Annotated in this window: 18 protein-coding genes; 12 read left to right on the plus strand and 6 right to left on the minus strand. The window is 38.2% G+C overall.

The window, feature by feature from the left end; all coding sequences use genetic code 11:
* Positions 1 to 182: 182 nt before the first annotated feature.
* From gpmI to A9239_RS20915, 3 genes are all read left to right on the plus strand, one after another.
* Positions 183 to 1,805: a 2,3-bisphosphoglycerate-independent phosphoglycerate mutase gene (gene gpmI / locus A9239_RS08185; RefSeq protein ID WP_048157056.1), complete on the plus strand. Its 1,623-nt coding sequence runs from the start codon at positions 183 to 185 to the stop codon at positions 1,803 to 1,805.
* Between the two features lie 474 nt (positions 1,806 to 2,279).
* Positions 2,280 to 4,052, plus strand: a complete 1,773-nt coding sequence (locus tag A9239_RS08190; protein ID WP_048116637.1) for a chloride channel protein — start codon at positions 2,280 to 2,282, stop codon at positions 4,050 to 4,052.
* 700 nt (positions 4,053 to 4,752) lie between these two features.
* A complete protein-coding gene (locus A9239_RS20915) occupies positions 4,753 to 4,842 on the plus strand; it encodes a hypothetical protein (protein WP_369815397.1) in 90 nt (29 codons plus the stop codon).
* Here the strand turns inward: A9239_RS20915 and A9239_RS08195 are convergent.
* The gene (locus A9239_RS08195; protein WP_054864305.1) at positions 4,812 to 5,168 is read right to left on the minus strand and encodes an AI-2E family transporter; all 357 of its coding nucleotides are present in this window, start codon (positions 5,166 to 5,168) and stop codon (positions 4,812 to 4,814) included. The two genes, A9239_RS20915 and A9239_RS08195, sit on opposite strands and share 31 nt — an antisense overlap.
* Before the next feature lie 1,002 nt (positions 5,169 to 6,170).
* On the opposite strand from A9239_RS08195, the gene A9239_RS08205 reads away from it, so the two are divergent.
* On the plus strand, positions 6,171 to 7,214 hold the full coding sequence (locus A9239_RS08205; protein WP_048155803.1) for a flippase-like domain-containing protein: 1,044 nt from the start codon (positions 6,171 to 6,173) through the stop codon (positions 7,212 to 7,214).
* A gap of 195 nt (positions 7,215 to 7,409) precedes the next feature.
* On the opposite strand, the gene A9239_RS19445 is transcribed toward A9239_RS08205, so the two are convergent.
* The 3 genes from A9239_RS19445 to A9239_RS08215 are packed head-to-tail and all read right to left on the minus strand — an operon-like array spanning position 7,410 to position 10,164.
* Positions 7,410 to 7,574 (minus strand): hypothetical protein, encoded by a 165-nt coding sequence (locus A9239_RS19445; RefSeq protein WP_155400471.1) that lies wholly within the window; start codon positions 7,572 to 7,574, stop codon positions 7,410 to 7,412.
* A 27-nt stretch (positions 7,575 to 7,601) separates the two neighbouring features.
* Positions 7,602 to 8,453 carry a 2-oxoacid:ferredoxin oxidoreductase subunit beta gene (locus A9239_RS08210; RefSeq protein WP_048155805.1) on the minus strand — a complete coding sequence of 284 codons (852 nt, stop codon included), beginning with the start codon at positions 8,451 to 8,453 and terminating at the stop codon, positions 7,602 to 7,604.
* On the minus strand, positions 8,440 to 10,164 hold the full coding sequence (locus tag A9239_RS08215) for a 2-oxoacid:acceptor oxidoreductase subunit alpha (protein ID WP_230629075.1): 1,725 nt from the start codon (positions 10,162 to 10,164) through the stop codon (positions 8,440 to 8,442). Before A9239_RS08215 ends, A9239_RS08210 begins: the two co-directional genes overlap by 14 nt.
* Positions 10,165 to 11,661: 1,497 nt before the next feature.
* Here A9239_RS08215 and A9239_RS08220 point away from each other — a divergent pair.
* From A9239_RS08220 to eif1A (A9239_RS08245), 6 genes are all read left to right on the plus strand, one after another.
* Entirely contained in the window at positions 11,662 to 11,883 is a 222-nt protein-coding gene (locus A9239_RS08220; protein ID WP_080941616.1) for a CxxC-x17-CxxC domain-containing protein, read from the plus strand.
* 376 nt (positions 11,884 to 12,259) lie between these two features.
* Positions 12,260 to 12,466 carry a CxxC-x17-CxxC domain-containing protein gene (locus tag A9239_RS08225; protein ID WP_048116613.1) on the plus strand — a complete coding sequence of 69 codons (207 nt, stop codon included), beginning with the start codon at positions 12,260 to 12,262 and terminating at the stop codon, positions 12,464 to 12,466.
* Between the two features lie 506 nt (positions 12,467 to 12,972).
* On the plus strand, positions 12,973 to 13,296 hold the full coding sequence (gene eif1A, locus A9239_RS08230) for a translation initiation factor eIF-1A (protein ID WP_080941430.1): 324 nt from the start codon (positions 12,973 to 12,975) through the stop codon (positions 13,294 to 13,296).
* Between the two features lie 570 nt (positions 13,297 to 13,866).
* Complete coding sequence (locus tag A9239_RS08235; RefSeq protein ID WP_011307493.1) at positions 13,867 to 14,070, plus strand: CxxC-x17-CxxC domain-containing protein; 204 nt, start codon at positions 13,867 to 13,869, stop codon at positions 14,068 to 14,070.
* A gap of 505 nt (positions 14,071 to 14,575) precedes the next feature.
* Positions 14,576 to 14,770: a hypothetical protein gene (locus tag A9239_RS19450; protein ID WP_048155809.1), complete on the plus strand. Its 195-nt coding sequence runs from the start codon at positions 14,576 to 14,578 to the stop codon at positions 14,768 to 14,770.
* Positions 14,771 to 15,092: 322 nt separating this feature from the next.
* Positions 15,093 to 15,422, plus strand: a complete 330-nt coding sequence (gene eif1A / locus A9239_RS08245) for a translation initiation factor eIF-1A (protein ID WP_141706414.1) — start codon at positions 15,093 to 15,095, stop codon at positions 15,420 to 15,422.
* Positions 15,423 to 15,877: 455 nt separating this feature from the next.
* Here the strand turns inward: eif1A (A9239_RS08245) and A9239_RS08250 are convergent, their stop codons facing one another.
* Entirely contained in the window at positions 15,878 to 17,512 is a 1,635-nt protein-coding gene (locus A9239_RS08250; RefSeq protein WP_048116603.1) for an acetolactate synthase large subunit, read from the minus strand.
* A 569-nt stretch (positions 17,513 to 18,081) separates the two neighbouring features.
* Here A9239_RS08250 and A9239_RS08255 point away from each other — a divergent pair.
* Positions 18,082 to 19,338: an acyltransferase gene (locus tag A9239_RS08255; protein WP_048116600.1), complete on the plus strand. Its 1,257-nt coding sequence runs from the start codon at positions 18,082 to 18,084 to the stop codon at positions 19,336 to 19,338.
* A 1,185-nt stretch (positions 19,339 to 20,523) separates the two neighbouring features.
* Positions 20,524 to 21,432 (plus strand): TIGR00269 family protein, encoded by a 909-nt coding sequence (locus A9239_RS08260; RefSeq protein ID WP_048157060.1) that lies wholly within the window; start codon positions 20,524 to 20,526, stop codon positions 21,430 to 21,432.
* Positions 21,433 to 21,617: 185 nt separating this feature from the next.
* Here the strand turns inward: A9239_RS08260 and A9239_RS08265 are convergent, their stop codons facing one another.
* Positions 21,618 to 22,394, minus strand: a complete 777-nt coding sequence (locus A9239_RS08265; protein ID WP_255361924.1) for a hypothetical protein — start codon at positions 22,392 to 22,394, stop codon at positions 21,618 to 21,620.
* Between the last annotated feature and the right edge of the window lie 417 nt (positions 22,395 to 22,811).

Raw genomic sequence — 22,811 nt, forward strand, 5'->3', positions numbered from 1 at the left:
GGTCTGTCCAAAAAGTGTTATGGTCTACTTAATTTTTACAACAGGCATCATGCAAAATAGGAAGTTGCTTGAGCATGCAGACCTGTTGTAATATCACAACACGCATCAAAAAAGCCTTTATTGATAGGACTTATATGGTTGAATTGAAAAACAGCAAAGTATACTTTGGGGAGTTTCGCGGTATGACTCAGGCAAGAAGACCTCTTATGCTCATTATTTTTGATGGGTGGGGTTACAGGGAAGCAAAAGAAGGAAATGCTGTCATGACAGCACGAACTCCAAACCTTGACCGGCTGGAAAAGGAGTATCCCTGGTGTTTTTTAAAAGCCTCCGGAAAGGCTGTCGGTCTTCCGAAAGGTATGATGGGGAATTCGGAAGTTGGGCATCTGAATATAGGGGCAGGACGAATTGTAAATCAGGACCTTACCCGAATAAATATTTATATCAAGGACGGAGATTTTTTCAAAAATGCGGTTTTTTTGAATGCAATTTCAAATGTCAAAGCTAATGATTCCAGCCTGCACCTCATGGGCCTTGCTTCCTGCGGAGGCATTCACAGTTATATGCCTCACCTACATGCTCTTATCAAACTTGCACAGAATAAAGGTTTAAAAAATGTCTATATACATGCTTTTCTGGACGGGAGAGACGAACCTCCAAAAGCTGCTCTAGGAGATATAAAGAAACTGGAAGCATTTTGTAAAGAGCACGGTAATGCTAAAATAGCAACCGTTTCAGGCCGTTATTATGCAATGGATAGAGATAAGCGATGGGATAGGACGAAACTTGCCTATGATGCCCTGACAAGAGGAGTAGCTCTATATACTGCTCCAAATGCAGAAACTGCAGTTTCTAATGCCTACGCAAGAGGAGAAACTGATGAGTTTGTAAAGCCCACTATAATTACTGATCAAGTAATTACTGATCAAGTAATTACTGACCAAATAATTACTGACCAAATAATTACTGATCAAATAATTACTGATCAAGCAGAAAAACCTGTGGCGACAGTACAGGATAATGATTCTGTTATTTTCTTCAATTTCCGGGCTGATAGGGCACGGCAGATAACCTGGGCTTTTGTAAAAGATGACTTTGACGGGTTTGTGAGAGAAAAACGTCCTGAGGTTTACTTTGTCTGCATGACCCAGTACGACGAAACTCTTGACGTACCCATTGCTTTTCCTCCAATAAAGCTGGAAAATGTATTTGGAGAAGTACTGAGCAAGCATGGACTCATCCAGATGCGCATAGCTGAAACCGAAAAATATGCCCATGTGACCTATTTCCTTAACGGCGGCGAAGAAAAACGTTATAAGAATGAAGACCGCTGCCTTATTCCCTCGCCGAAAATCGCTACTTATGACCTTAAACCAGAAATGAGTGCATATGAAATTACGGATGAGGTTATTAGAAGAATTGAGTCCGGAAAGTATGATGTCATTGTCCTTAACTTTGCAAACATGGATATGGTCGGGCATACCGGGATTTTTGAAGCTGCAGTTAAAGCAGTAGAAGCCGTGGATAAATGTATTGGCAAGATTGTTGAGGTTCTAAAAGAAAAAAGCGGTGTGGCACTTATTACTGCAGATCACGGAAATGCCGAGGAGATGATAGATCCAAAAACAGGAAAGCCACATACTGCACATACCTCAAATCCGGTAAAATGCATTTACTTCGGAAACAGTGAGATAAAAGCTCTCAGGAATGGAAAATTGTGTGACGTTGCACCGACGATTCTTGCGCTTCTTGGAATCTCTAAACCGCAAGAGATGACAGAAAAGTCACTTTTGGTAAAAAAGTGATTACTCATTGTAAAAAAGTAATTAAGAGTTGTATGAAAATTAGGTTTGATTCTACAATTAATATGATTTTGCAATTAATATAGGAATAATTGAGATAAAACTTATACATTTAAACTGAAGAACAGTAACATTAAGCCATAAAAACGTTAAAGAATAATTTAAATTATTATATTTATTGTATTTAGATTACCTTCGAGTACGCAAATCTATGGGTTTTATGAAATCCTCGGTTGATGAAATAAATTGGATTTATCCAGTTTTTCTCTTAAAATAGAGTTGAGACTGATATTTTATTTTTAACAGTTGCCCTGTTTTCTGTGGATAGTGTATTATTAACCGATTAACCGAAGCCTTCATAGAGCTTCAATTATTAACCGAAGTCTTCACAGAGCTTCAATAACCCAGCATTTCACGACCGGATTTGTTTCTGCTGAAGAAGTATTTAAAGTATAAAAGCTCCATGAGGCACGAACATTGGAAGTTAATACAAATTCCAAATTTAAAAACCATAGTTTGTTCAATTATTCCAATATAAGGAAATATATCACTCGAAGATTCGATATAGAATCAGCAAAAATTAACTCGATTGCTATCCTGATTGGTCTTCTCACAGGGCTTGTAATAGGCATATATGACCGTGCCCTTCTGTATTTCAGCACTCTTTTCGGAATGCAACGCGGATTTTCAGTACACGAATTTCCACCCTATTACATAATGTTCATGCCTGCTCTGGGAGGGCTGATAGTTGGGATGATCTCGCATTTCCTGATGAAAAGGCGCTATGGGGTTGATGGGCTTATTGAGACAGTAGCCATTCGTGGAGCAAGGCTTAACCTTACCGATTCTCTTCTTGAAGTTTTTGCGTCAATAATTTCAATCAGCTCAGGAGGTGCACTGGGAAAAGAAGCACCAGGCATTGTAGGCGGTGCCTGGACAGGAGCTCTGGTGGGGCGAGTTATGAAGAGTCCAGAAAAACGGCTCCAGACTCTTCTAGGCTGCGGGGCCGCTGGAGGTATCGCAGCAGTATTCAGTGCCCCGCTTGCAGGTGTGGTTTTTGTCGTTGAAGTGATTTACGGAGAACTTGAAACAAGTACCTTTATTCCCATAGTTATTTCTTCAGTTTTCGCAACACTTGTATCAAACTCGATTATTGGAATTGAACTTCTCCAGATCCCTTCCTATGCACTTGTCAGTCCATACCGGGAATTAGGGCTTTACCTTGTTTTTGGGCTTCTTGCGGGCATAGTTTCAACAGTACTTATCCGAGCCCTTTACTACACAAAAGATCTGTTTTCGGGAATACCTGTTCATCCCATATTTAAACCTGCTCTGGGAGGACTGGTAGTAGGCGTGATTGGTCTTTTTTATCCCCGGGTTCTTGGGATGGGCTATGGTGTGATTACGGATGCCCTGAATAACCAGTTTACCTTCAAGCTTTTACTAATCCTGCTTATCCTCAAAATTATCGTCTTTTCTCTAAGCCTTGGATCGGGAGGCTTTGGAGGGACAATTATCCCATCTCTGTTTGTGGGGACAATGCTTGGAGGAGCTTTTGGGACAGTTGTAGACATGTTATATCCTGGAATGACAGCAGGACCAGGGGCTTATGCCCTTGTAGGTATGGGCGCAGTTTTTGCTGGAAGTACAAGAGCTCCTCTTACTGCTATTCTGATCCTTTTTGAGCTGACCAGGGATTACAACTTAATCCTCCCTCTCATGTTTGCCTGTGTTCTCAGTAATGTAATGTCAAGTGCTCTGTACCCTGAATCAATCTTTACGGAAGGGCTGCGCAGGAATGGCATCAAGATTCGAAAAGGCAGGGAAATAGACATCATGACCTCCATTCCTGTAAAAGCTGCAATGATCACAAGTGTCCAGACTGTCTCAGAGGATAAAAGTGTCGAAATCCTCGAAGCTCTCATGAAAGCGAGTCGTCACATTGGTTTTCCTGTCGTTGATTCAAAAGGCAAACTTTCTGGAATTGTAACACTCTCAGACCTCAGGAACAAGGTAAAGCCTGGAGATGTTGGTAAAAAAATAGGGGAGATCGCCACCAGAGAAGTTGAAGTTGCCTACCCTGATGAAACTCTTGATACTGCCCTCAAACGTCTTGCTTCAAAGCAAATAGGCAGGCTCCCTGTCGTTGACAGAGAAGATAAAACAAAACTTCTTGGAATCATCACTCGGAGTGACATCGTGAACGCATACAACAAGAAAGTCGTTGAAAAGTTCCGGAACACTACCTGACCAGAAACACAGATATAAAATTCCTAGAGGCAGAAATACGGACTTTGAAATTGTATCGTCAAGTTGTATCTTCAGTTCGTCAAACTCATCTGCTTGCTCTGCAGATGGAGAACTTCCGTCTAGAAATAAGGGCCTATCCAAAGAGTGTTGTGACTTACAATATTTACAACTGTCAATATGTAAAATCGGAACGGATACTGATATTATATGAGTTCATCCTAAAACCAGTTTTATACTCAAAATTGATACGAATTTCAGAACTATTTCCCGTGATCAGAAACTCATTGATTATTTAATTCCATATTTGGAGAAGCAGTTTTGAGTTATGGAATAGGCTCTATACCTACTATAATATTTAATATGTGATAAATCTTTAATATGTAATAAGTTAAAAAATCTCATCTTTTTGCGGTGGTAGGAGTGAGCAAAATTAAAGGGAAAATGCTGCTGTTTTTATCTTTTTTCTGACTCTTGTAGTACTATTAGGACTAGCTATAAAAACTTCAATTGATATGATAAAAGAAACTCAAACTCCTAAAGCAGGTGGTTTAGGTATCCAATTTGAAAATGGAACTACCGAGTCGGAAGTTGAAACCATCCTTGAAAATTGCAACATGACTGTGAACTATACTATAGATTACGATTCTATATGTTAAAAAGGGATTACATAACCGTAGATCAAGATAAAAGAATGGATATAATGAATGAATTGAGGAAAGATGAAAATTTTACTTATCATGACGAAATCAAAAAAGGAAATTATACCATAATTATGTTACCTGAAATATAATATGCTGTCAAGGAAAGGTACACTCCCGGTAGTCCTACAAGAGGGTACATTGACAAAAGAAATATAAGTGAAGCAAGAACACCCGGGTAAGGCACATCAAGCAGATAACGGCCAAGCAGGGCAATAACTCCTATTATTGCACTTGTGACAAAATGCTGTCTGAATAGGCTGGAATAGATCACATCCAGCTCTTTTAAGAATAATTTTATTTCTTTTTCGTTTTTGTCAGGTACAAAGTTTAGCTGATCGATTAATTTATTTCCGGTAAGTAAAAAATAATAAGAAAAGATAAGCGCTACTATAACAGTTACTATATCAAATGGCAATGTAGTTGTTAAAAAAATCACTAAAGATTTTGTTGGTGGAAAGTACGTATCTGTTAAACTTAAAATAAACTGGTCAACCTGATTTGTGACCTAAGAAGAATTAAAATGTACATTTACTTTTATAACTTTTATTATTCTGCTTGTTATGCTTCTGGTGAGTGTCTGTAGATCTTCAGGCGAGTTCAAAAGAGTTAAAACTTCATTGGCAACAACGTAAATTATCCTTATACCAATCCAGGACAAAAATAGTTAACGCTAAAAGAACTGAAGCTGCAACTGCTATCCTTCTGTATTTTACTCGGTGCTCTAAAAAGGAATATAAAGGAATAAGAAGGTACGCGATAAAAAAGCTAAAAAGTATCACGGAGAAAAAGGCTTTCGTTATATATATTGCAATGGCAATAACAAATATAGTAACCACTATTGTGAACTTATTGAAATTATCCCCGCTACCCATATAGTGTAATAAGCGTAGTTTGGGTGATAAGTTTTCTTACCATTTTATTTCTGACAATTCCTGACATCATAGTTCTTGATATCTTTTTTGTTTTCTCGCAGGTTCATTTCAGATTCTAAAAGTTACTAAAGTAAATATTGGATAAAGTTAAATCCGGATGAGCTCAAACATAAAAATGAGCTCAAACATAAAAATGAGCTCAAACATAAAAGATACTTTAGTTAATTCCGATTATGGAACTAATTATGAAAGCTTCTGAGACATATGTTTCAAAGCGAGAGCCAGGAGAAAGTCAAAGTGGAGATTCACTGAAAAATATAAAATGAATAATATAATTATTTGAAATACGAAGGACATGGGAAATACCACATCAGTTTCCATATTTCACTTTTCTTATGCTCTCATATTTCACTTTTCTTATGCTCTCACAGAATCTTAATAGGGAACATTTGAAGTTAATTCAATATTTTCTATAACGATGCCTTAAAAGTTTAATAAATAACAAATTCGCCAAGTCACTAGATAAAAATACAAAAAGCTTTATCATGAACAGGTACAAAAAATGGCTTATCGCATCGCTGTTTATCAGTGTGGCATCAATTACACTCGTTACCTTCCTGAATTTTAACTCAGACACTATTGAAGCTCTGAGAAAGATCAAAATAGAATATATTCTGGTAGCCGGTCTTTTCCATGTTTTTTCATACTTTATCTGGGGAGCTCGGACTCGAGCGATGTGCAATGCACTGGGCTACAAAGTAAATTATCTTAAAATAGTAGAGATAATTCTCTCAGGCGTTTTTGTAGCTGGAGTTACTCCTTCTTCTGCAGGTGGAGAGCCTGTCAGGTTGAGTATGCTACATATGAACAGGATCCCTCTTGGGAAAGCTACAGCCGTAATTGTAGGAGAACGTCTGCTTGATGCTTTTCTCGTCTCTTCTTCTCTACCTTTTGCCCTTTATATTATGAAGGATACGCTTCCAAGCTCTAAATTCAATGTAGCATTGTTGATAGCTAGTCTCCTGGCACTTATGGCTCTGAGTTTTTTTATTTACGGATTATGGAAACCCGAGAAAGTAAAAAACATAATACGTAGGATCACAGGCAGAATTGCGCCTCTTTTAGGGAAACATACGGATGCTTCAATTTCCCATTTAATGGAAAAGGTAGATCGAGAAGTAGACCTTTTTCATGAAAGTATATGGATTTTTATTTCAGTAGGGAAAAAAGGACTGTTATGGGGCATGTTTTTTACCTACCTCTTTTGGGCGGTTGAGTTTTTCCTGCTTGTCCTGATTCTAGCTGGCCTTTCACAAACGACTTCGATATTAACCGCTTTTGCAGCCCAGGTGTTCCTGGCACTAGTCATGGTCATACCCGCAACTCCGGGAGCAAGCAGAGTTGCTGAATTAGGAGCAGCTCCTATATTTTCGGTATTCATAAATGCATCCATTATCGGAGTTACAATTATCGCATGGAGAGCCCTAACATACTATATGAACCTTTTATTAGGAGGCCTCATGAGTCTGAAGGTAATTAAAGACATGGATCTAATTAAAAAATTGACAGGGGATTCTACCGAGCCTTAATGATTACCTGAAAGTGAAAAAGATATTTGAGGTCAAAACTATTTGAGGTCAAAACTGCCCCTGCAAGGCTCTAAACCCATTATTTCTACCCGGTTCCTTACAAACCGGACTGCGGTTAAGAAAACAAATATTTTGGTCAGGTGTACACAGTTTTCCCTGAGAAAAATGTTCACATAATCTCAACCCCGATCATGCTCATGTCTCAATCCTGACCGCACATAGTCTTATCCTGATCGTGCTCGTTATACAAGCTCCCAGGAAAAGAAGCGGTTCTCTGAGTATTTGTGCTCTTACTTTGCCGCTATTCTTTTCCTGGACTATTCCTGACTGGAACCAGCTTGAAAATATCCCTTTTTCCAAACATGCACCGAACAGGAAGCAAATTGATTAATAAAATTTATCAATTTCGTGCTTTACGTCCTCAATAGAGAACTTTTGCCTTACAAGAGGTTTTTCCTGAATTGTCGGTATCCCTTCTTCAAGCGTCTCCCGTTCATTTTTATAGAAAATGCCGTTAGGAATTTTATCTCCCCATTCCAGAGACCTTTCAAACGCTTTTAAGCGGTTATATGGGTCATATTCTTCTTCGAGTTTATAGACCCTGTCTCGGTACCATCTGAAAGTGTTTATCTTGTTAAATGTAACACAGGGCTGAAGGATATCAAGAAGGGAAAAACCTTTGTGTGATATGGCAGCCTTCATAAGCTCTTTCAGATAACCTGGATCTCCTGCAAAACCTCTGGCTACGAAACTGCAGTCCTGCGAAATTGCCAGGGCAAGTGGGTTTAATGGCTCTTCAAGGACACCATAAGGCTGGATTTTGGTGTGAGTTCCCTGAGCTGTGGTAGGAGATGCCTGTCCTTTTGTCAGTCCGTAAATCTGGTTGTCGTGCACTAGCAGGGTAATATTCGGGTTACGGCGAATTGCATGAAGGAAATGATTTCCGCCTTCTCCATAACAGTCCCCATCCCCTGCAACTGCTATTACGTGCAAAGAATGGTTGGCAAGTTTTGCAGCCGTAGCTACGGGCAGGGTCCTTCCATGCAGCCCATTAAATGTGTGGCACTTAGTATAGTGGGGCAGTTTTCCAGACTGCCCTATCCCAGAAACCATAAGCACTTCCCGGGGTTCAATTCCAAGCTCTACAAGTGCCTCTTCAACAGTCGAAAGGATATTGAAATTTCCGCACCCCGGACACCAGGCAGGAACTTGTCCCTTATAATCTTCAGATGTAGGCATGCAATTCCTCCTTCAGATTTTCAATTGTAAAAGGTCTCCCATCATACCTGAGAATCTGATGGGAAAATTCAAACCCTGTTTCGGCTCTCATTAGTTTTGCAAACTGCCCGGTAGCAGTATTTTCTATACAGATGGTAAGATCAGCATTCTCAAGAAGTTCAATATAATCAAACTTATCCCGTTCCGGAAGAGGATAGACCTGGCTAAAATGCATCATCGCAACCTTGTGATCCTTAGAAATAGTATCGACCACCTCTTTTATCACACCATAAGTAGAGCCACGCCCTACAAGCACGATTTTTGGAGAAGAATCGCCATAAAGAAGTGGGGGTTCAATCTCTTTCTTTATAAGAGGAAGTTTCTTCAACATCCTTTTCTGGACCATCTTGATCCGGGTCTCGGAATCTTCTATGATGTGTCCCTCCTCGTCATGTTCATCGCTATCCGCTACAACGAGGTGTTTTCCGGCTTCTCCGGGGACTGCAAGTAGAGAGATTCCTGTACTGGAATATTTAAAACGTTTATAAACCTCAACGCCTTCAAGGTCTTTTTCTCTCAGCCGATAATCATTGTAAATTATATTTTCAAGGCCAAATTTTTCATACGTCCACTCGGTATCCCCAAGATACTGGTCTGACTGAATAAACACAGGGATCTGGTACTTTTCCGCAAGTTCGAAAGCCCTGTTAGTGAGATAGAAAGCCTGTTTTGGGTCTCCCGGTTCAAAAATCACCCTTGGAAACTCTCCATGTGCTGCGTAAAGGACAAAAAGCAAGTCTGCTTGTTCCGTGCGTGTAGGTAAACCGGTTGCAGGTCCGGGACGCTGCATTTCAGCAATAACGATAGGAGTTTCAGTCATTCCTGCAAGAGAAAGGCCTTCTACCATCAGGGCAAATCCTCCACCTGACGTTCCGGTCATTGCTCTTACGCCTGCAAAAGAAGCCCCTATAGCCATATTAATAGCTGAAATCTCGTCTTCAACCTGTTCAACGACCAGGTTGTACTCTTCTGCTCTGGAAGCCATATAGTTTAGAATCCCTGTTGAAGGCGTCATAGGATAACCGGAATAAAACTTACAGCCTGACATTAGGGCTCCCATTCCGATTGCATTAACCCCGTCAATAAGCATGAGTCTTCTGTTTTCAGGTTCACGGATTTCGGGAGCTTCACAACGGGGACAATTTTTACGAGCATAATTATATCCCGCTTCTGCACAGGCTATATTTCCCTGGATTACCTCGTCCCCTTTTTTCTCGAAGGCTTTTCTTAGAACATTCCTGAAGGTTTCAAGCCCAAGATCAAGAATTCCAAGTGCTGCTCCGGTAGCTACAGTATTTGCCATCACACTTTTTTTTCCAACATCAAGGGCTATTTTTTTGAACGGGATATCTATGAACTCAGGTTCTTCAAATTTCTTTTTGGTAATTTCGGAATCATAAAGAATAAATCCGTCATCTCGTACGCTTTTTCTATGAATTTCTATAGTGTCCAGGTCAAGAGCCAGGAGGATATCGACCATATCTCTTGAGGCAGAGATCTCCTTTTCAGAAAAGCGAATTTGATAAAAATTGTGCCCACCACGTACCCTGGACATATAATCCTGGTGAGTAAATACGTGAAATCCTATCTTGGAAAAGACCTGTGCAAGAGCTCCACCTATGGTCTGCAGTCCCTGTCCGGCCTCTCCTCCTACTCGAAGTGTGTACTCCAAATATTTTACCCCCAAATATTTTTTATTTTTCAATTTTGGTTCGATTGTTCGAATAAGTTCAAGTCACTAATACGAACTCTAATATAAAACTTGTTTGAGCAGTTTTACAATGATTGCAGCAAAACAGAGATTATTTACCCACTTCCTTTTTATGTCGTTATTAACCCTGTTTAACCGCCTTCTCTTTTCAGCTCCCTGAGTAATAGTTATTATTCAGTATTAAATATTATTGCAACTTGACTATTTTCGAAAAGAATACGCCTTTAAAGTAGTATCAAAATTGACAGAAGGTTATAATAAATACAATCAAGGTGAACGGCTGGTTCCCTGACCAATAGGTAAAAGACTGGTTTCCTGATCGGTTAGGAAGGCATAAGGTCTATGTTCTTACAGAATCCGTCTGGATACTCCAATATTATAGACCTATTGTGATTTTTCAACATGAATTACTGACTTTTCGGATAGCTCTCTGGGATGAGGACCTATTCCATCTCATATGCCTTCTGTCAATTTTTGTGTAGATAACACGAACGATTTCCGATGATAAAAAAGATATTTTATAGATGTAAGAGTTACGCAGCGCCTTATTGACTCTGAAAAAGTTGTCAAATTTCTTTTTAAAATGCATATGATAACTTCCCTCCACGCCCGCATGCTCACGAAGTGAGCAGATATCGGGTGGTCACTGGCAAAAAAGAAGAAAAGAAAAATAAGCAGTTTGTAAAAATTACGGATATGTTTTTGGAGTATTTGCTTTCCTATTTTCATGATCTATCGGTTTCAACAACCTTCATAACGTTTAGCCTTTGTTCCTTCCTCTATTATGGTTTGAAGGCTCACATCTCTTACTCACATCTCTTATTCTGATTTGCTATCGTCGCTAGTTCCGCTGCATTGTTATGCAGCGGAAGCTCTGGCAAAACCAGTACCTTTAACAGCAATTTACTGGTTAGTTTTATCACGGCTTCGAAGAACCAAAATAAGTAAAACTTTAATGCCCAGGATGATGAAGAGATCAATAGTCAAAAGAGATAGGGTAAAATCTCATATCTTTGTGCCTACTATTTCGAAGAATTTCGTGTTCGTTTTATTTAACGTATTATTTCTTATTTATTATTTTATTTTTTAATTAGTACTTATCACCTCTTTGTCAAAATTAGCCTACAATTTTTAATCCCTTTTTATAGGTTTAATATCACTCCCATATTGCTGAAACGTGACTACTAATTCAAGCCTTTATACTAACTTTTTTCAATTAAAACAGCGATGTAAGGCCCGGAATATTTTATTTCATTTGTAAACTTTTATTGTTAGAATCCCCAATTCTTTGCAGATATATTTATATACGATAAGAGCTTGGGCTATATTGGCAGTAAAAATAAAGAGTCATATAATCTGTTATTAAAAACTTCACTTTTGTTTTTAATAAAAGAATGTATAGATCTTATTTTTATAGCAACCTAAACTATATCCGCTATAAGCGGAGGTGAAATGAAAATGAGTTTTAATGACAGAGGGAACTCTTTCAGGGGAAGAGATAGCAACCGGGGAAACAGAGACAACAATCGCGGAGGTTATAGAGGTGGCAACAGCGGCCCCAAAGAAATGTACCCCGCAGTTTGTTCTGACTGTGGTGCAGAGACCCAGGTTCCATTCAAACCAGCTGAAGGAAGACCGGTTTACTGCAGAGACTGCCTACCAAACCACAGGAAGTTCTAAATTCATAAATTCCAGAATTTTCTTATTTTAATATTATCACTGGAAACTCTCCTGTAATAGGGGTTTCCAAACTCCTTTTATTCTTCAAATTCCTTTTATTCTTCAAATTCCTTTTATTCTTCAAATTCCTTTTATTCTTCAAACTCTTTTATATAATATTCAGAACAGGATCTTTTCTCTTTGAGGAACTCGCTTCTATTTTTTCCGATTAGTATTGGATTAATCTTATATAACATGGAAGTGGTTATATATTCAGTAAAAATAATGAGACATATAATCTGTTATTAAAAACTCCATTTTTGTTTTTAAATAATAAGTTATATCTGATCATGTTTTTATCGAACATACGTATCACTACAAGTGGAGGTGAACGAAAATGGGTTTTAATGACAGAGGAAATTCCTACCGTGGTGGCAACCGAAATAGCGGCCGCGGTGGTTTCAGAGGCGGCAACAGCGGCCCCAGAGAAATGCACAAGGTTATCTGTTCTGACTGCGGGGTTGAGACTGAGGTTCCATTCAAGCCGACCGAAGGGCGGCCGGTTTATTGCAGGGATTGCCTTCCTAAACACCGAAAGTTTTAAAATAGTTTCATAAGTAATACTCAATTTAAGTGTTGACTTGAAAAACTCAACACATGTTCCATTTTTAAGCTGTGTCTTTACCTTATGGCTGGTGAAGGATATTGGAACCCTGAATTTTATAAATTTTCATAATTTAGTAATAAAATGTTGCATAAAAATTATTGCATGTGTTTTTTATAAATAAAGATATATAAAAGTACCCAAAAGGATGTTTGAAGCAAACTCTTAGTCTCTCTCATTCTAGACGAAAGAGTAACACTAAAGAACAAATAAAGGATCTTTAATAATCTTTGAAATAGAATGTTTCCTGAGGTTCAGGGTTTTTCTGAGATTCCAGATCTTTAAAAGGTTCTTTAATCCCTATCCATTTATGAACCTTAACATCAAAGTACATGAAGCATCCGTAGATACAGAAGCTTTGAAAAATATGACATAATAAAATATGACATAATCAGATAGTTAAACTAATAATAAGAGGAATTAACCTGGCGAACTACAGAAGCAATATTAGAAAGAGAAAAGCAGGGACTAGAAGCTCAGTGCCCACTACTCAGGAAGTAACAAGAGTACGCACACCGCGTAGGGAAAATCACGAAGTTCTGGCAACAGTATCAAGTTTACTTGGTTCAAAAAGAGTCACATTGCAGTGTATGGACGGTGTAGTCCGAATGGGCCGGATTCCCGGGTCCAAAAATAAGAAAATGTGGATCCACGAAGGAGACGTAGTAATCGTTACTCCGTGGGAAATTCAGGATTCTAAGGCCGATGTGATCTGGAAGTACACAAGACCCCAGGTCGAGTGGCTCGAGAGAAAAGGGTACCTCAAATAAGTACCGAAATAGTACCGTAAAACTTGATAAAACCAGCTTACTCTTATTATATTCAGGTTTTAACCAGTTTTCGGTTAACTTCTTCCCCTCTTACATATTCCCTCTTCAAACACTTGCCTTTTAATCTCTTCAACTTACCTTTATCTTATTAACTCAACTTTACCTTTTTAACTTGTTTATAACTCATCCAGAAGCCCTTAATTTTTTACCTATTTCACTCAATCTCACTAACATTAGTGTTTAATTTTTTAGTTTTTCTCACCGGGATGATGGAATTTAACTTGTAATTGTATAGTTTCTGTCAATTGTAGTCTCTATCCGTAAGAAACTATCTAATGAAGGTTTTAAAATTAGGTTAAGTAAAGATAACTCTAAAGCGGTAAGCACTTTAGGCGGGATTTAGATTTTTATGAGTAAAACTTATATAATTTGACTGTATACTAAGAACATTAAAAATAAAGAGATGTATAATCTGTTATTAAAAACTAGTTTCTGTTTTTAATCAAAGAGCAATATACAACCTTATTTTTAAGCTATGTACTATCCGCTGTAAGCGGAGGTGAAAAGAAAATGGCTTTTAATGACAGAGGAAATTCCTTCAGGGGAAGAGACAGCAACCGTGGAGGTTTCGGAGCTCCCAGGGAAATGTACAACGCAATCTGTTCTGACTGCGGTGCTGAAACTCAGGTACCTTTCAAGCCTGACCCTGACAGACCAGTCTACTGCAGAGACTGTCTTCCTAACCACAGGAAACCCAGAGAAAACAGATATTAATATCAGGTTCACTCAAAAAAACTCTATTTTACAAATTATGTCCGTTTCGTTTAGCTTGAGCGGATCAAACGGACTCTCTTTTTTTATAATGATATATTGAACAATATTTTTATTTGAACGATTATGATCATCTCCATAACTGATATATAGATTTTAGATTCTTTTGTTTGGTTCTTTTGTAATTTTTTTAAGTTAAGACAACAATTTTCCATGTATATTGATGCCTCTTCCGCATATATTCAGGTTTATTTCTTGAAAAAATCTTTATTTCTTTTAATTTATATTGGATTTTTGGACTTTTCTGGCCATTTATTCGCAGAAAGATTTATATAAGCAAATAACTACGTAGAAGCGGTTGAAAATAAAGAGATGTATAATCTGCTATTAATAACTCCATTTTTGTTTTATCGATAATTATATCCGATCATGTTTTTATCGAATACAGGTACCCGCTATATGGGGATAAAATAATAATGGGTTTTAATGACAAGGAAAATGGGTTTTTATGATGGAAGAAATTCTTCCGCGAAAGCAAACCGAAACATTCACCGAAGAGGTTTCAGAGGCGGTAACAGCGGTTCCCAGCGGCCCCCAGCGAAACTCATATTCAAACAGGCCAAAAGACGACCGGTTTATTGAAAGAGAGGACTTTTTAATCACGGGAAGCCCTAAATATGATATTAGCTGCGTGTCAATATAAAGTCTCTAAAGGATGAGCCATTTTAAGACATGGTCCTAATTGATACTCAGTTCACTTTCATTGATTATTCTCTTTGTTTTTACCTTTATTGTGGGAGATTTCTTGGGAAACAAAAAACGGAAAAAATAACAACTTAATCAGAAAATGTACCCAAGTGTCTCTAAAAATGTGGAAGATCTCTAAGGTAGAGATCTATAAAGATAGTCAGGAAGACGGAAAAACAAGCAGAACTGAGAATAAAATCAGGGAAAGCCTGTTCAAAATTGAAATACTTAAAATAAAAATAAACATTGGAGGAATTAATTTGGCTAATTACAGAAGCATTATCAGACGCCGAAACTCAAAATCAAGTAAATCGGTTGCAGGAGATACTCATGAAGTAATAAGGGTACGTACTCCTCAAAAGGACAGAAACGAAGTTCTGGCAACAGTATTAAATTTACTTGGTTCTAAAAGAGTCACACTACAGTGTATGGACGGTGTGGTCAGAATGGGACGAATTCCCGGATCTAAAAACAAGAGACTGTGGATTCGTGAAGGCGATATAGTCATAGCGAACCCATGGGAAATTCAGGACTCTAAAGCCGACGTTATCTGGAAATATACAAGGCCCCAGATTGAATGGCTTGAAAAAAAAGGATACCTTAACTGATGAGGATGCCTGAAACACTTTATTCACTTAAATAGATAATATTAATTTGCGATTCAATTAACCTGTGGCCAACCTCTGGTTTTGGAAAATCAGGTTTTAAATCAGAAGGATATTAAACCACAAGCTCAAGAACCGCTTAAAATTTATAAGACTAAATAAGCACTTTTATTTCATTTTAACGTTTTATTTCACCTTAACGCTTTTCTCCTCGTTTGTCGGGCCATAACAAGTGTTTACTGAACTTCAACTTTCTTAGGAAATGTTTCTTTTACTCGGTTCAGAATGCTTGGTTCAGAATACCTGATTCAGAATACCCAGGTCGGAGTAATAAGTTCACTTCAGAGGATTCCTTATGAAATATCAGGATTTTTACTTCGGGTCTTTTTTGGGTATTTTAATCTGCCCCTGGTCTTTTCGATGTCTCAATTGGTGGATTTCTGAAAAATGTATTCCAATCAGAACTTACATGTAAGCTTTCCCAATTCTATCGAAAAAGTTTCATAGTTTACGGAATAGTCAATAGGACACTCAATAACTGCCACTTTATTCAAGGCAAAAGCTTTCTCCAGAACTTCAGCAAGGTCATCGTCTTCCTTGATCCTGATACCCACAGCACCGAAGCTCCTGGCAAAGAGAGAAAAATCAGGATTTCCATAGTCCAGCCCGAAATCCTCAAAATGCATTTTTTTCTGCTTCCACTTAATAAAGCCGAAACCATTGTCATTGAGGATAAGGACAACAATAGGAATTTCATAGCGGATTGCAGTCTCAAGTTCCTGGCAGTTCATCATAAAACCTCCGTCCCCACAGATTGCAAGCACGCGGCGCTCCGGATGAAGAAGCTTTGCAGTAATCCCTGAAGGAAGACCTGCACCCATAGTCGCAAGGGCGTTGTCAAGGAGCACGGTATTTGGAGCATAGGTCTTGTAAAGGCGAGCGAACCAGAGTTTATAAATCCCATTATCCAGTGTGATTATGTCTTCTCTTCCCAGCACCTTTCTGACACTCTGAACTACGGCCTGTGGAACAGGAGGATAGCTTTTCCTGGCAGAACCATTTATTTTTTCCTTAATGAAATTCCTGGTATGTTCAAAGATCGGAAATTCCCGTTTCTCTGGAATGCTTGCGGCAAGTTCCCGGATTGAAGAAGCAATATCCCCTATGACTTCTACTGTTGGGTTAAAGTATCTGTCAGGCACGAATTCCACGAAATCAATATTTATGATCTGTTTGTCCAGCGTACTGTTCCACAGGTAAGGGGGATATTCGACGATATCGTAACCAATAGTGATAATAAGGTCAGCCCCGTCAATTCCACAGTTAACATAATCCCTTGCATGAATCCCTGTGGCAAAGAGACTGTAACTGCAGTCATCAGGGACGACTCCTTTTCCCATTTGAGTATGCACCAGGTAGATGCCTGTCCGCTCGACAAAATTTTCGAGTTCCTCAGTGATCGCTTTTCGGTTTGCTCCTGAGGAAACTATGATCAGGGGATTTTTAGCCTCACAGATCATAGCCGCAGCTCTTTTTACAGCGTCAGGATCAGGGTAAGGAATTTTAATTTCGCTTCGCTTCTGCACCGTCGCTTCAGTTTCTTCTTCAGCTATGTCTTCCGGAAGTTCGATGTGTATAGCTCCTGGCCTATCAGCTTCAGCATGTTTGAAGGCATTACGGATCACCGTAGGGATCATTCCCGGATCGGTAATGGATACAGCCTTTTTGCAGAGAGGCTCCATCATTCTGACAGTGTTTACAAGCTGGAAACGAGCCTGCCAGTTGTCAGTCAAAGCCTTCTGTCCAGATATAGATATGAGAGGTGCTCCTATAAGCTGTGCCTGAGCAACGCCTGTAACAAGATTTGTGGCTCCGGGTCCAAGTGTTGAAAAGCAGACCCCTGGCTTTCCGGTCAGCCTTCCATATGTTGCAGCCATAAACGCCGCAGCCTGTTCGTGTCTTGTTACGATTAGTTTGATTCTGGAAGTTCTCAGGGACTCAAGCAGGTCAAGGTTTTCCTCTCCTGGCAATCCAAATATATATTCAACGCCTTCTTCTTCAAGCTGGGCAACAAAAAGATCCGAAGCTTTCATGAAAAAACTCCAATATAGCTATATGGCTATTTAAGCCGAATTTGCCTTAACGCAGGTTTGTTTATTAAGCCTTGATTATGTTATTTATTAAGCTTAATTGAGTTTACTATTTAGGCGTGAACAGATCAGCTGGAATTTCTTTCGGTTCTTTTCACCAGATATCGACCTTTATTGCTCGTCTGTTATTTTCTATATGCTATGCTCATAGACTCAGATTTCAAGAAATTTACTAAAATCAAGAAATTTTCGGTATATAGTGCACGTGAAGAATTAATTTTCGGTATTATAGTGCATTTGAAGCATTTTATATTTATAAGAAGGATTTAATTTATATACGAGATTCAAACTTTACCTGTAGAAATAAACATCAAAATTAGCATCGGAGCAGATATTATATAAAATGATAAATAAAAATAGCGCAGAGTTTATATAGAAAGGAAAGGGGTACATTTTTAACACAATTATGATTATTGAATAACGATTATTTTTTTTAAGTTAGATTATTAATAAACAAAATTTATAGAGGTCAATTCATATTTACATGAAATTTCATTTATAGGATTGAGACTATGAAAAACAAAATAATTGCATTTGATTTTTTAAGGGCTTTAGCAATAGCAATGATTATTCCGGCTCACTTAAGTAATTTTTTATCTTTCACTTATATCAAGTTAGCCCTTTATGCCGTTGATCCTTTTGTTGCAAATATGGGACTGGGACTTTTTATATTTATGAGTGGATATTTGTTATATTATAACAACCATTCAATAAACTCTTTCCAGAGCATATTGTCTTTCTACAAAAAACGACTCCTGAGGATTTTTCCCCTTTACTGGGCAGCTCTCGCTGCTTTTACACTTGTGTTCTTTATATTTGCTCCAAGGCTAAACTCAGGTTTTGAATTTCCCAATGCTGAACAGGTGTTTAGTTTTCATAATCTAATCATGCATATACTAGGATTACAAATTTTCCTTGCTCCTGCATATGTATCCCCGATGCTGACATTATATTTTATAGGTTTAATTATTGTATTCTATACAATTTACCCGTTCATCATTATGCTTTCAAAAAGTTCAAAACAGATCTTACTTTATTCTTCTCTCATATTTCTCGGATGCTTGCTAGTCTCAAGAACTTTTAACATTATTGAGTACCGCTTTTATACGTTTTTCCCGATATTTGTTTTTGGGATTCTTACCTGTAAAGAAAGCCTATTTGAAAAGACAACGATAATTAACAGGAAAAATCCTTTTGTCAAGATACTGCTGGCTGCCCTTCCTGTTATGCTTGTACTGGTTATTGTTTTGGGCTCAAGAACAACCCTTTTCCTAGATCAAAATGCTTCATTCAGTATTAAATCTGCAAGTAGCGGCACGATAGGGTCTTCTATGGTAATATCGATGCTAGAAAGTATGGCAAATTCACTGGGCCTGAGTTACATTACCTTAAAATTCATTATTGATTCTGTGCTTCTTAACTTATTTGTAATAATATTCTGTGTTCTAGAATACAGGTTTGCAATGAAATTTATCAACAATGAATTTTCAAGTTACCTGAGCTCTGTGTTTACATATGTTGCTACAGCTTCATATTGTATCTATTTGTTCCACAGACCATTTCTAGCACTCTGGAACTCAGGGACACACTTTATAAGTAGTCCAATCCTGCATGATGTCATCCTTATTTTCATAGCACTACCTATCCTGGTCATCATCTCGTATCACTTGCAGATTCTTGAATTAAATTTAAAAAAGCATATTTTTCATAAGAAAGCGCCTCACAAAGACTTTCCCTTTATAGGCTCTTCAAATAGTTCAAGCAAGTGAGTGTCTGGTAGAAAAATTTCTATGAAAAAAATCGAAGTTTTAAATTCAAGACTGGAACCTTTTGTGTTCGAACTCCGTCATCCGAGTCCCATCTTGGAAGGACGGAGCTTTTTTCATTCACTTCGTTCATTCAAGAGGGTTGAATTAGATAGGACTTACGCACTTGAAGACCAAAATCAATTACGTCAAAGACTGCAGATTAAAGTCATATTTTAGACATTTAATGGTTTATGCTGCTGATTCTTCATTTCAACTGCGTAAGTCCTATTATAATAAAGATACTTGAGATAGGTTTGCAGGTTGTCCCAGGCCCATAATCCCAGAACTCCGGGGAGACACTATTGTCAAGCCAACAACAAAATGTCGTATAAAATCGATTGTAATTATTTTGAATTATTGAATCCTTGATGATTGACTCGACACTAGATTTTGTAATTGGTTCCATCCGTCTTCGGTTAAGTAAGGAATCATGATAAATTGCGTCAATTTCCTCAACATTTATCAAATATTTTGAGAAATTATGAGCTGGAGCAGAATATCTATTTCATATAAACAGGCCAAAATTTAAAGTCGGCTTCTAATGCAAAATCAATAGCTTTCAGGCAAAAAAATTCCTTAACCAATGACTAATAAATTGGTTTCAATCCTTGAAATACAATTTTGGGATTGAAGTCTTTAGATACCAAATATTGATTTTGATAAAAACCGGATTTTTCTTGCGGATTCAGACTTTCAATCAAGAAATACAAAAATCGCTAGATTTTGGAACAGAGTCAAAAACTCTCAAATTAAAATGAAAAGAAAAAAATAAGCTGAAAAAGAGAAAATGATTCGAGAATATGGGCAGTGTGCCAATTTTTCTGTAAAATCACAAATCTCAATAAGTTATTGGGTAGAAAAATTCCGTATCGACAGATCAATTTTCTCCATACTATGCAAAAACTTGACTTCAAATTTTCAGCAAATTTGAGACACTACCAGAATATGTATAAAAAATTCTGAAAATAAGCAAAAAATCTGTAAAAACGCTCTTCCACAAAAATACATAAAAAGCAATATATATGAGCGGTTCCTTTCCTAAATGAATTCTGGCATAGAATAATTGAAAATAATTAAATTATATCTGTTTGTCAGATTTCAGCTTTTCAGATTATTTTCAGGTAATTGGCAGAAAAAAGGATTCAAATGACAATCAAATGCAAAAAATGCAATCATGAAGCCATCGTTTTTCAGAAATATTCCGGGATGCACCTTTGCAAGAAACATTTTGTAGAAGATGTCGAAAGGAAAATCAAACTGACAATACGAAAAGAGTATAGTATCCGTAAAAATGATGTGATAGCTGTTGCTCTAAGCGGGGGTAAGGACAGCTCAGTTGCCCTCTATATAATGCACAAAATTCTGGGGAACAGGCCAGACATTGAAATCGTTGCAATTTCAGTGGACGAAGGAATAAACGGATATCGCCCTCATTCCCTCGAAGTTGCAAAAAGCCTCACAAAGATGCTTGGGGTGAGGCATATCATAAAGTCCTTCAAAGAGGTACACGGAGTAACTATGGACGAACTGGCTGCAATGGACCGGGAAAAAGGCGCATGCAGCTACTGCGGCGTCCTTAGAAAGAATATTCTCAATAGAACCGCGCTTGAAATCGGAGCAACAAAACTCGTTACAGGACATAACCTGGATGATGAAGCCCAGACAATTCTTCTCAACCACTTAAGGGGAGATGTGGAGCGCATGGTCAGACTTGCTCCGCCTGCAGCTATTGAAGGCCTGGTCTTGCGAGCAAAACCCCTGAGGAATATCCCTGAAAAAGAAGTGGCACTTTATGCTCTTGTAAACTCCCTCCCTGTGGACTTCAGCGAATGCCCGTATGCAGGAGAAGCTTTACGAGGAGAGATAAGGGAGCTTCTGAACAACTTTGAGGCAAAGCACCCTGGAACCAAATATTCTCTGCTAAGGGGCTTTGACAAGCTTGTAGGAGCACTTTGTAAAGAAATGCCACCTGCAAAAATCGGGAAGTGCAGGATTTGCGGGGAAACTTGCACTGAAGAGGTATGTCAGGCCTGCAAGTTGCTAGGTCGGGCTTAAATTCAGAATTAACCTTGCAATAGCCTTTCAGAAATTATCCTTCAGAAAGGCCTTTCACTCCTGTTTCACAGTTAGAAATCCTGTTGTTTTTGACAGTAGCACTGAAATAACATTCCCCAACAGAAACTTCGAGAAAGATCTTCGAGAAACTACAATCTCGGAAAGATCTTTCAAAAACTAACTTTTCAGAAGCTATCCGGGACGGAGAGCAGATCTGAAGGGTCATAGAGCTTTCTTCCTTTTCTTGTCAGGTAGAGGCGTGTCCACAGGACAGTTGTGAGAGGCTGCAGAATCACAATAGGAACCAGAGATATAATTGCTGTAAACAGGATGTTTCCCGAGTCTACAAATTCGCTGACATAACCATTGATTAGAGCTAATCCGATAGTGATTATCCAGATAATGGAAACGTCCAGTTTATTATTTCTAAAGAAACGAAAACCTTCACCCAAAGCCTCAAGGGGTCCAAGCTCGTCGATCACAAGAGCATAACTGCTGAGGGCAAGTACGAGATTGAGAAATATAATATAAGCGATCCAGAGAATAAATCCTATACCTAGCGCTATCATGCCGTTTACTGAAGCTTCTGGATTTTGGATAAACGTATTCAGGTTCCCTACTGCAAAGGCTCCTGGCACTATAAATATGATTCCTACAAGCAGGAGTAGGGTAGTTAGCAGGATTGTAAGGAAAAGCCTGATGGTGTTTTTTGAACTTGAAACCAGCATATCAAAGATCCCGGTATCTCCTGTCTCAGAGGCTTTTTTTGCCATCCCTATTGCTCCTGCTGTGAAGAAGGACTGCACGAACAATGAAAACAGAAAAAACGCGATAATCACAAATAAGAACAGTCCGAAGTTCTCAGAAAAACCGTTCCATAATATGGAAAGAATTTCCTTATTGGAAAGGGTTGCAGGATCGATAATACTTCCTGTATTTGAGGTAAAGAACAAAATGCCCATCAAGCTAACGAAAAGGACATAAATAATCATATTGATAAGAAAATTAAGGATGAATGGAATACAGATATTTAAATTTCTAAACCAGCTGTAAAATCCTCTGTTAAGTATTGTTCCAAAATCTTCATACATGTGCCGTAACCTTCCAATTATAAGGGCAGTGCTCCTGCATTTCTCTTGCAAACATACCCAAACAGATCGCAAAAGTATAGCTGGCATGCAGGTTCACAGAGACCATTTTTGAATACATATGCAGAAGATAAATATATAATCTCTTATTTTCGTACAAAGGTAATACAGGTGGAGGCTAAGTGAAAAACAGGTGAAAGCCAAGTGAAAAAAAGGTGAAAAACAGGTGAAAAAAAGGTGAAAAAAAGGTGAAAGCCAAGTGAAAGACAAGTGAAAGCCAAGTGAAAGAAA

The organism is Methanosarcina sp. A14 (assembly GCF_001729375.1).
Lineage (GTDB): Archaea > Halobacteriota > Methanosarcinia > Methanosarcinales > Methanosarcinaceae > Methanosarcina > Methanosarcina barkeri.